This is a genomic window from Bradyrhizobium sp. Ses1, from assembly GCF_059512365.1.
In genome coordinates, this window is sequence record NZ_JCAMOQ010000025.1 from 88,137 (window position 1) to 102,071 (window position 13,935).

Annotated in this window: 14 protein-coding genes; 4 read left to right on the plus strand and 10 right to left on the minus strand. The window is 63.2% G+C overall.

Annotated features, from left to right (window positions below):
* Position 1 precedes the first annotated feature (1 nt).
* From AC5ZG5_RS26230 to folE, 5 genes are all read right to left on the minus strand, one after another.
* Entirely contained in the window at positions 2–175 is a 174-nt protein-coding gene (locus AC5ZG5_RS26230; RefSeq protein WP_028163266.1) for a hypothetical protein, read from the minus strand.
* 26 nt (positions 176–201) lie between these two features.
* Complete coding sequence (locus AC5ZG5_RS26235; RefSeq protein ID WP_456644659.1) at positions 202–1,458, minus strand: c-type cytochrome; 1,257 nt, start codon at positions 1,456–1,458, stop codon at positions 202–204.
* 13 nt (positions 1,459–1,471) lie between these two features.
* Complete coding sequence (locus AC5ZG5_RS26240; protein WP_456644679.1) at positions 1,472–2,083, minus strand: c-type cytochrome; 612 nt, start codon at positions 2,081–2,083, stop codon at positions 1,472–1,474.
* 212 nt (positions 2,084–2,295) lie between these two features.
* A complete protein-coding gene (hisI, locus tag AC5ZG5_RS26245) occupies positions 2,296–2,718 on the minus strand; it encodes a phosphoribosyl-AMP cyclohydrolase (RefSeq protein ID WP_456644660.1) in 423 nt (140 codons plus the stop codon).
* A gap of 28 nt (positions 2,719–2,746) precedes the next feature.
* Positions 2,747–3,442 carry a GTP cyclohydrolase I FolE gene (folE, locus tag AC5ZG5_RS26250; RefSeq protein ID WP_028163262.1) on the minus strand — a complete coding sequence of 232 codons (696 nt, stop codon included), beginning with the start codon at positions 3,440–3,442 and terminating at the stop codon, positions 2,747–2,749.
* A 246-nt stretch (positions 3,443–3,688) separates the two neighbouring features.
* Between folE and AC5ZG5_RS26255 the strand changes: the two genes are divergently transcribed.
* The gene (locus AC5ZG5_RS26255; protein ID WP_130228209.1) at positions 3,689–4,135 is read left to right on the plus strand and encodes an iron-sulfur cluster assembly scaffold protein; all 447 of its coding nucleotides are present in this window, start codon (positions 3,689–3,691) and stop codon (positions 4,133–4,135) included.
* A 223-nt stretch (positions 4,136–4,358) separates the two neighbouring features.
* Here AC5ZG5_RS26255 and AC5ZG5_RS26260 read toward each other — a convergent pair whose 3' ends face one another.
* On the minus strand, positions 4,359–5,291 hold the full coding sequence (locus AC5ZG5_RS26260) for a COG3904 family protein (protein WP_456644661.1): 933 nt from the start codon (positions 5,289–5,291) through the stop codon (positions 4,359–4,361).
* 244 nt (positions 5,292–5,535) lie between these two features.
* Here AC5ZG5_RS26260 and yidD point away from each other — a divergent pair, with 244 nt between their 5' ends.
* Together yidD and AC5ZG5_RS26270 are read left to right on the plus strand one after the other, a co-directional pair.
* Complete coding sequence (yidD, locus tag AC5ZG5_RS26265) at positions 5,536–5,880, plus strand: membrane protein insertion efficiency factor YidD (RefSeq protein WP_456644662.1); 345 nt, start codon at positions 5,536–5,538, stop codon at positions 5,878–5,880.
* A 176-nt stretch (positions 5,881–6,056) separates the two neighbouring features.
* A complete protein-coding gene (locus AC5ZG5_RS26270; RefSeq protein WP_165435402.1) occupies positions 6,057–6,224 on the plus strand; it encodes a hypothetical protein in 168 nt (55 codons plus the stop codon).
* A gap of 30 nt (positions 6,225–6,254) precedes the next feature.
* Here AC5ZG5_RS26270 and AC5ZG5_RS26275 read toward each other — a convergent pair whose 3' ends face one another.
* From AC5ZG5_RS26275 to AC5ZG5_RS26285, 3 genes are all read right to left on the minus strand, one after another.
* Positions 6,255–8,021: a flavin-containing monooxygenase gene (locus AC5ZG5_RS26275; RefSeq protein WP_456644663.1), complete on the minus strand. Its 1,767-nt coding sequence runs from the start codon at positions 8,019–8,021 to the stop codon at positions 6,255–6,257.
* Between the two features lie 150 nt (positions 8,022–8,171).
* Positions 8,172–9,389, minus strand: a complete 1,218-nt coding sequence (locus tag AC5ZG5_RS26280) for a hypothetical protein (protein ID WP_456644680.1) — start codon at positions 9,387–9,389, stop codon at positions 8,172–8,174.
* A gap of 2 nt (positions 9,390–9,391) precedes the next feature.
* A complete protein-coding gene (locus tag AC5ZG5_RS26285) occupies positions 9,392–10,765 on the minus strand; it encodes an APC family permease (protein WP_456644664.1) in 1,374 nt (457 codons plus the stop codon).
* A 299-nt stretch (positions 10,766–11,064) separates the two neighbouring features.
* On the opposite strand from AC5ZG5_RS26285, the gene AC5ZG5_RS26290 reads away from it, so the two are divergent.
* Positions 11,065–12,360, plus strand: a complete 1,296-nt coding sequence (locus tag AC5ZG5_RS26290; RefSeq protein WP_456644665.1) for an alpha/beta hydrolase — start codon at positions 11,065–11,067, stop codon at positions 12,358–12,360.
* Between the two features lie 124 nt (positions 12,361–12,484).
* Here AC5ZG5_RS26290 and AC5ZG5_RS26295 read toward each other — a convergent pair whose 3' ends face one another.
* Positions 12,485–13,654 (minus strand): MFS transporter, encoded by a 1,170-nt coding sequence (locus AC5ZG5_RS26295; RefSeq protein WP_456644666.1) that lies wholly within the window; start codon positions 13,652–13,654, stop codon positions 12,485–12,487.
* Positions 13,655–13,935: the final 281 nt, after the last annotated feature.

Consider the following 13,935-nt stretch of genomic DNA (forward strand, 5'->3'; position numbering starts at 1 on the left):
ATCAGGCGCTCCGCGGCAGGAAGACGAAGAGATAGAAGGCAAACCATAAAGCGACGACGATCGCGGTCGCGATGCCCGCCACCGCAATCGCACCGCCGGGACCTGCGCGCACGATCGCGTCGACCGCCTCGTCATCGGAATGCTGCGCCCGCCCTTGCGAGGATGAATCCGTCATGGCGCACCCCTTCTCCAGATCATGCTCTACTTCAGCGTAGCCGTGCGCAATTCGTTGGCCTGCCGCGCCGATACCGGCGCACCGCGATTGCCCCAGGATGTCCTGATGTAAGTGACGACGGCGGCGACCTCATCGTCGGAGAGGCGCTGCGCGAAGGGCGGCATGCCATAGGGCATCGGGTTGCCCGCGGTGCCCGGCGGATAGCCGCCATTGAGCACCATGCGGATGGCATTCACCGCCGAGGCCATCTGGATCGACTGGTTGCCGGCGAGCGGCGGATAATGCGGCGGCATGCCGAGCCCGGTCGCGCCGTGGCAGCTTGCGCAATCGCGGTCATAGATCTGCTTGCCGAGCGAGAGCAGAAGGCTGCTCTCGGCAGTTGGCAGCGCCGGCGGCGGCTTGTCCGGCGAGGTGCCCTGCGCGAGGCCCTTCAGGTAGACCGCCATCGCGCGGATGTCCTCGTCGTTGAGATATTGCAGGCTGTTGTAGACGACTTCCGCCATCGGCCCGTAGACCGCGCCGCGCGCAGAGACGCCGGTGCGCAGATAGTCGACGATTTCCTGGATGCTCCACTCGCCCAGCCCCGCTTCCTTGTTCGAGGTAAGCGACGGCGCGTACCAGTACTGCATCGGAATCAGGCCGCCCTCGAACGCCTGCGATTCCGAGCTGCCGCCGAGCGCGTTGATCGCGGTGTGGCACATGCCGCAATGGCCGAGACCTTCGACAAGATAGGCGCCCCTGTTCCATTCCGCCGACTTGGTCGGATCGGGCTTGAACTCGCCTTCGTTGAAGAACAGCGTGCGCCAGCCGATGATCAGAGAGCGATTGTTGAAGGGAAAGGTCAATTCGTGCGGCTTGTTGACCTGTTTCACCGGCGGGACCGAACGCAAATAGGCGTAGATCGCATCGGAGTCCTCGCGCGTCACCTTGGTATAGGAGCCGAACGGCATCGCGGGATAGACGAGACCGCCGTCCGGGAAGCGGCCATCATGCATCATCCGGTAGAACTGGTCCGAGGTCCAGGTGCCGATGCCGGTCTGCGGATCGGGCGTGATGTTGGAGGTGTAGAGCGTGCCGAACGGCGTCTTCATCGGCAGCCCGCCGGCAAAGGTCTTGCCTTCGCGCGCGGTATGGCAGGCGATGCAGTCGCCGGCGCGGGCGAGATACTCACCCTTCTTGAGCAGCTCGGCATTGGCGGGCGGGTTCTGCTGTGCAGTTGCCGGTGTCATGCCGGCGAAGCACAGCGCCAGAAGGAGAATCAGCTTGGTCGAGAGGCGTTGCATCGGCGAGCTCCCTTCAACGCGGCTCGCTGCCGCATGCAAGCGGCATCGGCAGACTGCCTTGCGGCGCGAACGACGGGTCTGCCGGCGCCGGACGCGATGAGAGATAGGCGGCGACGGCCTTGACGTCGTCCTCGGTGAGAAGGCTTGCGACGATCTGCATGCAATCCGGGGCCGCCGCGGTGCGCGTGCCGTAGCGCCAGCCGCCGAGCTGGGCGCTGATATAGCTTGCGCGCAGACCGAGCAGGCCGGGAATCGCGGGCTCCATGCCGCCGAAGCTCGGGCCGTGGCAGCTCGCGCAGGGCGGAATGCCGCGCTGCGCATCGCCGTTCTTCACGATCGTTTCGCCGCGCGCGAGAATCGCATCGCTGACGGTCGGAATCGCAGGCTCCGGGAACGCCGGCCGCAACGAGGCGAAATAGTCGGCCATCTTCTTCAGGTAGTCGTCGGGCAGGAATTCCAGCAGATAGTTCATCGGCGGATATTTGCGCCGGCCGTCCCTGAACGCGACGAGCTGATTATAAAGATAGCCTGCGGGCTTACCGGCAAGACGCGGGAAATAGACGTCGCTCGTCCCCTCGCCTTGCGCGCCATGGCAGGACGCGCAGGCCAGCACGCGGGCCGCCATGGTGTCGGGCGCCCGCTCCGGCGTCTGCGCCTGCGCGGGAAGGAATGGCAGCGCGAAAAAGACAAAACACAATCGGAGTAGAGAAAAACGACGCGCCACCGTTGTAACCCCATCTCGACGACGAGTGGGAATTTTTGCACATCATTTTGACGGTGGCAACGCAGCTCGCGCGCTGCATCGCGCCATGTGCGCAACGATGAGAATTATTGAGTCTATTTGCGATAGACTTTGTATGGATCGACCAAGCGTTCGGCGTCGATGAATGACAATCGTGTGTCGCCATCTTCACCCTTGACGGCGCGATAGAAGCACGAACGGCGGCCGGTGTGGCAGGCCGCACCGATCTGCTCGACGCGAATCCATACAGCGTCCTGGTCACAATCCATACGCATCTCGATCACGCGCTGGGTGTGGCCGGAGCTTTCGCCCTTGCGCCACAGCGCATTGCGCGAGCGGCTGAAATACCAGGCCTCGCCGGTCGCGATGGTCCTGCGCAGCGCTTCGTCGTTCATATGCGCGACCATCAGCACGTCGCCATTGGCGGCGTCGGTCGCGACGCAGGTCACGAGGCCTGACGCATCGAACTTGGGCTGGAATGCCAACCCTTCCTCGCGGTCGTGATCATGTGCTGACACGGGATAAGCCTCGCAATGTTGTGCGAGGCTACCGGGTCGGTCCTCGCACCAGGGACAGGAAACGCTGCTGCTCCGCCGGATTGTCGCGGAACATGCCGGTGAAGCGGCTGGTGAAGGTCGACGCGCCATGTTTGGCGACCCCGCGCACCGACATGCAGGTATGCTCCGCCTCGATCAGGACTGCAACGCCGCGGGGCTTGAGGACCTCGTCGATCGCAGCCGCGATCTGGGCGGTGAGATGCTCCTGCGTCTGCAGCCGGCGGGCAAAGATGTCGGTGAGCCGGGCGAGCTTGGACAGGCCCACCACCCGCTCGACCGGCGTATAGGCAATATGTGCCTTGCCGTAGAACGGCATCATGTGGTGCTCGCACTGCGAGGTGAACTCGATGTCGCGGACCAGCACGAAATCGTCATAGCCGGCGGTCTCGCCAAAGGTGCGGTCGAGCACCTCGGCCGGGCACTGGTGATAGCCCTGGTAAAGCTCGTCAAAAGCCTCGACGACGCGGCGTGGGGTGTCGAGCAGCCCCTCGCGATCCGGATCCTCGCCGATATAGCTCAGCAGCGTCAGAACCGCCTGCTCGGCTTCAGCACGTGACGGGCGCGGCTGGTCGGCACGAACGGCGGCGGCAAGGAATTCGGACGGATCGAGCTCGGCCGGCCGGGTTTCGACCTTTTTGGGCTCGTTGCTCTTGGCAGGGCGGATCGATTTGATTGCAGCGTCCATTCGACGTCTCTCCGTTCGACCGGTCCCTTCTCGGACCGGGTGTGTCACCGGGCAGACGGCGCGGCCTGGTGCCGCCGGACGCCTGGAGTCCCTTCATCCTAACACCGGCAGCATAGCATTGGCTTCTGAACTGGCCCGCGCCGATGGCATGGCCGGACTGTATTTCGGCCGATACGGTTCATATATAGGACCATAGAACCCAACCGCCAAGGGTGCCTTGCCCCTCTGCCCACGAGCTCTATTCGCATGCTGAATGACATCTACAACAAGCGGATCATCGAACTGGCCGGGAATATTCCGCGTCTCGGACGCCTTCCCGACCCCGATGCCAGCGCCACCGCGCATTCGAAACTCTGCGGCTCGACCGTGAAGGTCGACCTCAAGATGGACGGCCCCGTCGTCACCGACTTCGCCCATGACGTCAAAGCCTGCGCACTGGGGCAGGCCTCCTCCTCGATCATGGCAAGGCATGTCGTGGGCTCGACCGCCGATGAACTGCGCGAATTGCGCGAGACCGTGCGCAAGATGCTCAAGGAAAACGGCAAGCCCCCGGAAGACGGCAAATGGGCCGAGATCGCCCTGCTCGAGCCGGTGCGCGACTACAAGGCCCGCCACGCCTCCACCATGCTGACATTTGATGCCGTGGTTGATGCCATCGGTCAGATCGAGGCGAAGGCCAAGCAGCCGGCGTAAGGGCGGAACGTCGAGGGACTACTTCCCTTCTCCCCTTGTGGGAGAAGGTGGCGCGAAGCGCCGGATGAGGGGTTGTCTCCGCCGGCAACGGTGTTCGCGGAGAGAGACCCCTCACCCCAGCGAGTTGGTTGCCGGCACGGGAGGAGCCCTCTCCCACAAGGGGAGAGGGCGCATCAAGCAGCATCGCGACGCGCTGCGTATCCCTGTCCGGACGGCCTTGGCGTCACTTCACCGGCTGGGCCGGGGGCGGCGTGGCGGAGCCGCCGGTGGGAGCCAGGGCTTCCGCGGTCTTGGTTGATATCGACTTCGCGGGCTGCGCCGTCGTCTCGCCCTCAGCCGCGCTGGTGGCGAAACGGTCCTGGTTCGGCTTGGTTTTCGCATCCGCGACCGGCACGGTGGCCGCATTATCCTGCGGCGGCAGCACGTCGGCGACCTCTTCGGTGGTGACGAGATTGGTCAGCCGCAACTCGTCGCGCGATAATTCGTGCAATTCTTCCCAGGGCGGAACGCTCAGCGCCAGCGACAACAGGTCGCCTGCGCCGCCCATGTCGAAAGTGTACTTCGCCAGCCGGCCGATATCGCGCTCCACGATCATCATGTCCTGCGCGGTGTAGTTCGCGGCACGCGCGTCATCGGCGCGGTCGCCCATCCAGATCTGATGAACGCGGACATGCGCGCTTTCGGGCACGTAACGGGTCGTACCTGATAACAGCAGGAACACGCACATCGACTCGCAATAGGCTTCCGGCCTGACGCCGGCGCGCTGGCCCTTTGAGGTCTGGTTGATGACCGTCGTGCCGACGGTGGTCAATGCGCCCAGGCCACGGAAGCGGCGGCCGAGCGTGATGGCGTCGTTGACCGAGCCGCCGCTGGAATCGAGCACGATGGTGGCGCCGCCGAGCTGGCGGCCGCGGGCGAACTCATCGAAGTCGCGCGGGCTGTCGGCGGTGATGATGCCGACGGCGGATACCCAACCCCTGCAGTTGGGCTCGCAAGCCACCCAACTGAATCGCATCGGCGTCTTGCGTTCTTCCAGACTGGCGCCAGCGCGGGCCGAATTGCCCAGCGTCGTGACCGAGCCAGGCAGTGTGATGCAAAAGGCGGCGGCGCCGAGAAGTGCCAGACCGCGAAGACGAAGCGACGTCACGAGCCTCAATTTGGTTCCTTCCCCCTGGCCCTATGGGTGAGCAGTGGCAGCGGCCCCATCGCAACGTGACATGATGGTGTCATCGAAGCGTTATCAAAACGGTAACCGTACTGACCTGTCTCGTCCATAGGACCTTTGCTGCAGCGCCGCCCGTGCGGTGCAATAGTTGCGAACTGTGGCGTAAATATCTGCAAGAACTAAGTTCCTTGCTTGGGAACCCGCGCAAGACGACATAAGTTTGCGCATGACGCCCATGGAACATCGAACATCACATCAATTTCGATGCACAGACTGTGCCAGCGCCGCCCAGCGGCTGCCGCGCAATCTCGGCCGCGCGCTGATCTGGATCTACCGGCATACCCTGTCGCCACTGGTTGGCTACAACTGTCGGCATCTGCCGACCTGCTCAGTCTATGGCGATGAGGCGATCGAGCGCTTCGGCTTGTGGGCAGGTGGTTGGATGACGCTGGCGCGCCTATTGCGCTGCCATCCCTTCGGCACATCGGGCATCGACAACGTGCCGGAGCGGGCGCCGCCCGGCGCGCGATGGTATCTGCCCTGGCGCTACGGCCGCTGGCGCGGCGTCAACTCGTCGTAGGGGGATGGTTTTCTCTTGCTTCGAGCATGATTCTTAACCGGAAAACCGGTTTCCACTTTTCCGGTTCATGCTCTCTCGGCTGCGGTGCTTTCACGCCATGCATGCATCGCTGGCGTGCGGGAACTGTGGCGGCAGTGCGGCATTGACTTCTTGCGTCCGCAGGGAGGACACCAACAATGCGCTGGAAAATCAGCCGCCACGGTCATGACCCCCGCCAGATAGATTTACTGGCGATCATCGCACTACTCATTTTGATCGTTTCCGCTTACCTCTATTTCACCCACAAGCCGAACATGGCTAACAACAGCGCCTTCATCGTGCCGAGCCAGAGCGTGCACTGGTGATGCAATGCGACATGGGTGAATTGGAGCGGCTCACGCAGCCTCGAGCGCCTTGGCAGCTTCGCCTTCGTACACGGGTGTTGCTATTCCGGCCTGCCGGGCTTTGATCTGCAGGGCGAGGATGCGCGAGTAAAACCGCCCCATCCCAACTCCGGCACTGTGAAACCACAGTCCTTTCTGTCGCGTGGGCTTCCACATGTTTCGCAGCTCACCCTCCCAAGGGCTGGGATCGCGGCGGGTGCCTGAACCAAAGCCCCACAGCGGGCCGACCTTCCTTGCAGTCTCCGGCGTCAGGATGGATTCGAACGAGCTGCGCTCGTAGCCGGTTGCGTAGAAGATCATGTCCGCGGGAATTTCGCTCCCGTCGCTAAGAACAACGCTTTCTTGGCGAAGCGCCGCGATGCCAACGCCACTCCTCAGCTTTATGCTGCCGTTCGCGACCAGCTCTGACGCACCGACATCGATGTAGTAGCCACCGGGATCGCGCAGGACCTGCGGAAACACGCCGCTCTCGTCCTCACCGAAGCTCAATCGAAAGCCGACGCTCTCCAATCGCCGGTAGAACGCCGCGTCCTTCTCCCTTACGTGCTTCACCAGCTTCTGGTGCATGCCCACCAGGACGCGCAAGGGCGTCGCGGCGAACAACAGGTCCGCAAGGTCGATCGTTATGCCCTGCGCCTTCGGCTCACTGCCGTAGAGCCTGGCAAATCCTTCGAGCAACGTCTCCAGCCTCATCACGATGGTCGGACTGCGCTGAATCATCGTGACGTCGGCGCCATCAGCGAAAAGACCCGCAGCAATATCGTGCGCTGTGGTGCCTGATCCCACCACGACGCACCGGCAGTTCCTGTGATGAGGGTTGCTGCGATACGAGCTTGCATGTTGTTGCGGTCCCTTGAACCGCTCCCTTCCGGGCACCTCCGGGATCTTCGGAGTCCCGAATAATCCGGTGGCGAGCACAAGCTGCTCCGGGTTGAGCTCGATCGCGCTGTCGCGGCGTTTGACCCGTAGGCGCCATTTCCCGCGCGCATTATCGTAGTCGGCCCCTACGCACTCTGCCCCGGTCAACACGTGGACCTGCATCACCGACTGATAAGCATCCAGCCAATCGGCGAAGCGTTCCTTCGAAGGATGCAGCGGCCAGCCGTCGGGGTAGGAGAACCCCGGCATCTGATCAAAGTATGAAGGAGAGTGCAGCGACAACGAATCGTGGCGATTTCGCCAGGTATCGGACGGTCGCTCGCGGCGATCGATAATCAGCGTAGGTACGCCCAGCTTTCGGAGCTGCACGCCCAATCCAAGCCCGCAGTGCCCGGCTCCAACAATCACGCAGTACGGCTGCTTCGCCGAAGCGGCGGTATCGCCGAATCCGGTTTCCTGAAGCGCGTCTCGGCCATGGCTGACATGGTCGAAGCTCGGCGCTTCCTCGAAGCCTTTCAGCTCCGTCATCGACGTGAGCAAGGTCCAGACCTTGCCCTCTCTCATGCGAACGACTGCTTTGCAGCGAGCGACCGTCGTCTCGAACTCGACGATTGCTTCGACGATGCTATCTTCGACACGCACGGGTCTCGTTTGCCGCCACGCCGTCGGTGCCGTACGCGCGAGGCACGCATCCAACATCTGTCGGATTTCGTCATGACCTTCAGCGGTGCGCAGGTTCCAGGTGAACGCAAGCTGGTCGCGCCAGAATGCGTCCGGATGGAACAGAATCAGCAGCGCATCGATGTCCGCAGCCGCTGCAGCGGCGTTAAAGAGGCCCAGCCATTTGTTGAATCGTTCGTCGACGTCGGCAGCGATCATATCGATCCCTCGGAACTTGGGTGACAGATCACGAACCTGACGAGGCGCGGCTACAGATCGATTGCAGGACTCGCGGTGTGAGTTACGATCGCAATATTCACTGGATGTTGAAGCACGACTGGAGTCCGGAGCGTCAAACGAAGGAGAACTCTAGCGCCCAAACCAGAAGAAACCGCCGGGCTGCGAACTGAAGAATGGCGCCGGCTGCCGGGGCGCCCTGGCACGCGGCGGCGCCGGTTTGGGGGCTGGCGCATCCTGAGCCACCGCATCGGCGGTGCCGAAGCCATCACCCGGCAATTGCACGGCAAGCAGCAGGTTGGTTTCGTGCGTGCGCCAGCGATAGCCGATGCCGAAATCGATCGGCTGCGCGCGGTGGAACAGCTCGGCGTAGGATTCCTGGTAGCGGCCCGGGAATTCGGCGATCGGGCCGGCATAGCGGCCGAACGGGAAGAAGCGCCAGCGGCTGTGGTTGAAGTACACGAGCGGAATCCCGGAATCGTCCTGGATGATGGTGGCACTGTTCTTGAGGATGAAGTCGCGCACAACAGTGAAATTGCCGGCGTGCATGAGATAGGAGGCGCTCTTGATCAGGCTGTTGCCGGGCGCAAGCGTCTCGCAGAATTTCAAAAAGCCGCTCGCCTTGACGCCTGAATTGGAGAGATCGGTCGAGAAGTAATAGAGCGTGCGCTCAACGCCATCATTGCCGGCGAAGGTGATGCGCGCACCACGCACCGCGCCCTTCCCTGCCCCTTCCGTGCCAACGATGCCGTTCTCGTCGAGCCCAACCGGCGCGACGCTCCGGATGGTCTTGCCCGAGCGCGCCAGGAACACATAGAGGATCGGCAAGGTGCCGCTGATCTCGCCCGCATGCAGGTCGACCTTCATCTTCTTGGTGATGAAGAAGGAGAAGCTCAGGACCGAAGATAGCGAGCGCTCGACACTGTAGAGCGCGGCACCCACGTCGCCACGCGACAGTCTTGTCAGGTCCGGCACCGAGCCGGTCGGCTCGAGCGCGCTGAGCACATAGGTCGTCGCGCCGGAATAGAAGGCGTCGGCGTAGATGAAGTCGGGCCCGGAGAACATGTAGAACATGGTCGGCCGCGGGGCGGCGAGATTGGTCTCCGCCCAGGCGCGGATCTTCGACAGCTGGCGCTGCTCGAGCTGCGCAAAGGCCTGGTCGAAGAATCGGGCATGCTGTTGCCAGGCAGGATCCCTGGTCAGCGGAACCAGCGGAGAGTCCGCTGACGGCATCATCCCGGCAAGGAAGCGCGCGGTATCGTCTGCGGTCGCCGTGTCGGCGGCACGCGCCGGCAGCGCCGCGAGCAGAATCGCGAAAGCGAGCGCGACAGCTTTCAATGGCAAGAACATCCTCATTCGCGACCCGAAGCTCCGGCGGCCGCCGGGCGCGCCGCCCCTTTGCGGAAAACGGCGTAGATCAAAAGGCCGGAAAGCATGATCAAAGTGCCAAGCGCCGACTGCAGCGGACGGTCGGTCAACAGATAGTACATCATGAAACCGGTCACGAGCAGGAAAACCACAGGGGTGACCGGGTATCCCCAGGCGCGGTAAGGCCTCGGCAGGTCGGGGCGCGTGATGCGCAGCTTGATCACGCCTGCTACCGTGAAGAACGAGCAGAACAGCAGCGCGAACTGGATGAAGTCCAGCACCGCCTCGAAGCTGCGCGTGAACAGCATCAGCGTCGCCACCGCAAGCTGGAACAGAATCGCATAGGCCGGCGCCCCGCCGGCCGAGTGGCGGGCGAAGATCCGCAGCGCCGGGATGTCCTCGCCCATCGTCATCATCACGCGCGGACCGATCCACATCATCGCGCTGATCGAGGAGATCAGCCCGACACAGATCATCGCGCCGACAATGCGGCCGCCGAGCTCGCCGAAGATATAGCTGCCGGAAATGCGGGCGACGTCGATCTGGCCGGCAAGCTGGTCGATTGGCGCGGTGTGGAGGAACACCGCGTTCAGGGCGACATAGAGCACGAGCACGATCAACGTTCCCGAGAGCATCGCGCGCGGCAAATTGCGCTCCGGCAGGTGCATCTCGCCGATGATGTAGGTCGCCGCGTTCCAGCCGGAGAACGAATACATCACGAACACCAGGCTGATCGCGAACGGTGCGCTGACGATATGGGAAAGATCGACTGAGGTCGGCGCGAACGAGATCGGCTGCGGCGTCGCGATCAAATATCCGGCGACGAGAAACCCGACGATCAGCACCACCTTCAGGATGGTCGCGACCAGCTGGAAGGTCGAGGAATGCTTGACGCCGGTGAGTTGGACGATCGACACCAGCCACACCACGCCGAGCGCCAGCACGAGCGGCGGCGCGTCCGGCAAGACCGACTTGCCGTATTCGCCGAACGCCATGGCGGCGAGCGCGACCGGCGCAGCGAAGCCCACGGTCGCCGACACCCAGCCGGCGACGAATCCGAACGCCGGATGATAGGCGCGGCTCAGGAAATTGTACTCGCCGCTCGAGCGCGGAAACATCGCACCGAGTTCGCCGTAGGAAAATACGCCGCACAGCGCGACGATGCCACCGACGGTCCACAGCAGGAGGATCGAGAAGCCCGACGGGATGTCCTTGACCTGAAAGCCGAGGCTGGTGAAAACGCCAACGCCCACCATGTCGGCAACCACGATGGCCGTGGCCACGAGGACCGAAACGGTCGAACCGCTGCCGGGGAGCGAACCGGACCATGTCGCGCTGCCCGTGTGTGATGCCGCCATATCGGACCGTACCTTCAGCGCTACGCGCTTCGACGATTCTCATCGTGCAGGCGGAAAACGGCCAATTCAAGCAACGTTAACAAGCACCTAACTCCGGCCAAGATTTAGGTATCATAATACCCAATTGTTGCCTTCAAAGGGCCGACCTTTGTGTAAACACGAGAGACGACCCACAATCGCGACACGATTGGATGGTCTTCTTGCACCTTCCGGATGGGGAATTTTCCGGAAGCTTAACGTCACCTAAACACCGGTGCGCTCAGATTCGGCGTTTGCCGGGAGTTCGGGGTAGCGGGTGGATGATCGGGGCAGCGAACCCAACATTCCAGAAGTGTGATCGCGCGAACCGGCCAATGTCCCCGGCCGCGCGGTCGCGCTGGCCGAGGTCTCCGTGGCGCTGGGTCGCGACCGCCTCGCTGCTTCTACCGCTCGCGACCGTGCTGGCTCAATGCGGCAGAGCGCCCAGCGCCTCGGCGCTCGCGGCGAACACACACGCGGTTGCGAGCGATACGTTTGTGGATCGCTTCCCGGCACCATCGTTCAAGGAACGCTTCCCGACCGAGCAGGAAAGGCTCGTGCAGCGCCAGGCCACCGCGTCGGCGTCGGCCTCCGAGCCGCAGCCGCAGCGTCCCGCGCCGGTCCGGACGGCTTCGCTGACACCCACGCTCAATCTGCCGAAGCCGAGCGAGCGCGAAGAGCTGACCACGCTGGTCAGCATGAAATCCTCCGCCTTCCCTTATTTCGGCAACAACCCGCGCTCGGATGCGCCGTTCCTGAATGTCACGGACGGCAGCCGCAAGGGCCATCGCAGCTATTCGGGCCGCGTCTATTGGCAGGACGAGACCTACAATGACAGCCGCGTCCTGATGCACGTGCCCGAGAATTTCGACGTCAGTAAGCCGGGCGTGATCGTGGTGTTCTTCCACGGCAATGGCGCAACCCTCGAGCGCGACGTGCGCGACCGCCAATTGGTGCCGCAGCAGATCTCGGACTCCGGCGTCAACGCGGTGCTGCTGGCGCCGCAGATGGCGGTCGATGCCGCCGATTCCAGCGCCGGAAAATTCTGGCAGCCCGGCGGCTTCAAACGTTTCCTCGACGAATCCACCTCCCACCTCGCCCGCCTCTATGGCGATCCCAAATCGGCGGCTGCCTTCGCCAACATGCCGGTCGTGATCGTCGGCTATAGCGGCGGCTTCCTGCCGACCGCCTGGAGCCTCGAGGTCGGCGGCGCCACCAGCCGCGTGCGCGGCGTGGTGCTGCTGGATGCGGTCTATGGCGAACTCGACAAGTTCGCCTCCTGGATCGAGAACAACCGCAGCGGTTTCTTCGTGAGTTCGTATACCCGCTACACCAAGCGGCATGATCAGGAACTGATGACGATGCTCAGGAACAAGGGGATCCGCGTCCGCGAGAGCATGGACGGGCCGTTGCAGCCCGGCAGCGTCGCGTTCGTCCAGACCCCCGACGGCGTCACCCATCGCGATTACGTCACGCTGGCCTGGACGCAGCACCCGGTGAAAGAAGTGCTGGTGAAGATGGCGGGAGGCGCATCGCTTGCGCGGATCGCAAGCGCTCCGGCATCGGCGAGTCGCTAGAGCGTGATGACTTTTCTTCGAATCGTCATCCCGCTCTAGCTCTTTAGTTTGAGCATGATCTTAGTTTGAGCATGATCTTTTTCGGAAAACCGGTCTCCACTTTTGCGGATCATGCTCAAGTTCATCACTCCGCCGCCGCGTGGCGCGGCCTGGTCAGCAAGATGGTCAGAAGTGCCAGCGCGACGAAAGCCGCGGACACATAGCCTGCGCCGTGCAGCCAGCTATTTGCGAACAGCGCGCCGCCGATCGCGGAGCCGATCGCCTGCCCGATATAGAGCACGGAGGTGTTGAGCGAGACCGAGGCCGATGCAAGCGCCGGCGCCGCCGCAACCAGCCGCACCTGCTGCATCGAATTGGTGGAGGCAAAGCCGAGCCCCCAGATCGCAACCGAGGCGGCCATCAACGCATAGATCCCCGCGCTCAGCGCCCATCCGGCAACGCCGGTCAGCATCAGCGAGGTAAACAGCACCGACGTCCGATACGGCCCCCAGGAATCGACGATGCGGGTTGCGATCATGACGCCGATGAAGCCGCAGACGCCGTAAAGGCCGAAGACGAGCCCGATGGCGTTGGGGCCGGCCCCAGTCAATCTTGCAAGCAGCGGCCCCATGAAGGTGAAGATGACGAACTGGCCTGACATGTGCAGCGTTGTGATCGCCAGGAGCACGAGCACCATCCGGTTGCGGCCGAGCTCGATCCAGGTCTTCAGATCGACGGGCGCGCCGAGCAATTCGTGCGGCAATCGCCACAACAGCAGCGCGCAGCTGACGCAGCCGACCAGCGCGATGCCGCCATAGGCGGCGCGAAAGCCATAGTGGCTTGCAATAAAAGTGATCAGCGGTAGCCCGACAGCAGCCGCGAGCGACCAGCCGAGGAAAATATAGGCGATGGTCGAGCCGCGCCGCTCGACCGGTACGATCAGCGCCCCGGTGCCGGCCGCTTGCGGCGTATAGAGCGCGCCGATCGCCAGCATGATGAGGCGAATAACCAGAAGGCTCGCGTAGTCAGGCGCCAGGGCGGAGGCAAGATTGGTGACCGTGAGCACCGCGAGCGTGACGCCGAGCAAAGTGCGGCGATCGATACGGCTGGTCAGCCATGCCGTCAGCGGCGAGCCGATGCACAACACCATCGCACCGAAGGTGATCAAGAGCCCCGCGGCGTGGATCGAGATATCAAGTGCACCGGACAGTTCCGGAAGCATCCCCGCCGGCGCCAGCACGGAGCAGCCGGTGACGATATTGCCAAGCATCAGGGAGGTGGGCGCAAAACGGCGCGTGGCGGGCATCCTTTTCATGCAAATGCATGTAAACCAGGCGGGCGAAGAAGAAAAGGCCAGATGTCGCCGCTGGCCATGAAGTTCGTCGATCGGTCACATTCGCGAACGAACTCGCGGCGCGGTTGCTGGAGCGCCATCGAAACCTCGCGATACCAGCGATTGAAGCGCTCGCGAGCGCGACAATCCGGCCGATTGCCCGCCGATTTCTTGATATTGCCGGATTGCGTCGGCCCAATCGCCTGCTATATCGCTGCTTCAGCTTACCTGCGCTCGTTCGCAGGAGTGAGCCACAGGAGAAT

Bases quoted from the DNA above. Each gene is read 5' to 3' on its own strand.
- AC5ZG5_RS26230 (WP_028163266.1), bottom strand. From the start codon at position 175: ATGACGGATTCATCCTCGCAAGGGCGGGCGCAGCATTCCGATGACGAG.
- AC5ZG5_RS26235 (WP_456644659.1), bottom strand. From the start codon at position 1,458: ATGCAACGCCTCTCGACCAAGCTGATTCTCCTTCTGGCGCTGTGCTTC.
- AC5ZG5_RS26240 (WP_456644679.1), bottom strand. From the start codon at position 2,083: ATGGCGGCCCGCGTGCTGGCCTGCGCGTCCTGCCATGGCGCGCAAGGC.
- folE (WP_028163262.1), bottom strand. From the start codon at position 3,442: ATGGACGCTGCAATCAAATCGATCCGCCCTGCCAAGAGCAACGAGCCC.
- AC5ZG5_RS26255 (WP_130228209.1), top strand. From the start codon at position 3,689: ATGCTGAATGACATCTACAACAAGCGGATCATCGAACTGGCCGGGAAT.
- yidD (WP_456644662.1), top strand. From the start codon at position 5,536: ATGGAACATCGAACATCACATCAATTTCGATGCACAGACTGTGCCAGC.
- AC5ZG5_RS26270 (WP_165435402.1), top strand. From the start codon at position 6,057: ATGCGCTGGAAAATCAGCCGCCACGGTCATGACCCCCGCCAGATAGAT.
- AC5ZG5_RS26275 (WP_456644663.1), bottom strand. From the start codon at position 8,021: ATGATCGCTGCCGACGTCGACGAACGATTCAACAAATGGCTGGGCCTC.
- AC5ZG5_RS26280 (WP_456644680.1), bottom strand. From the start codon at position 9,389: ATGTTCTTGCCATTGAAAGCTGTCGCGCTCGCTTTCGCGATTCTGCTC.
- AC5ZG5_RS26285 (WP_456644664.1), bottom strand. From the start codon at position 10,765: ATGGCGGCATCACACACGGGCAGCGCGACATGGTCCGGTTCGCTCCCC.
- AC5ZG5_RS26290 (WP_456644665.1), top strand. From the start codon at position 11,065: ATGATCGGGGCAGCGAACCCAACATTCCAGAAGTGTGATCGCGCGAAC.
- AC5ZG5_RS26295 (WP_456644666.1), bottom strand. From the start codon at position 13,654: ATGAAAAGGATGCCCGCCACGCGCCGTTTTGCGCCCACCTCCCTGATG.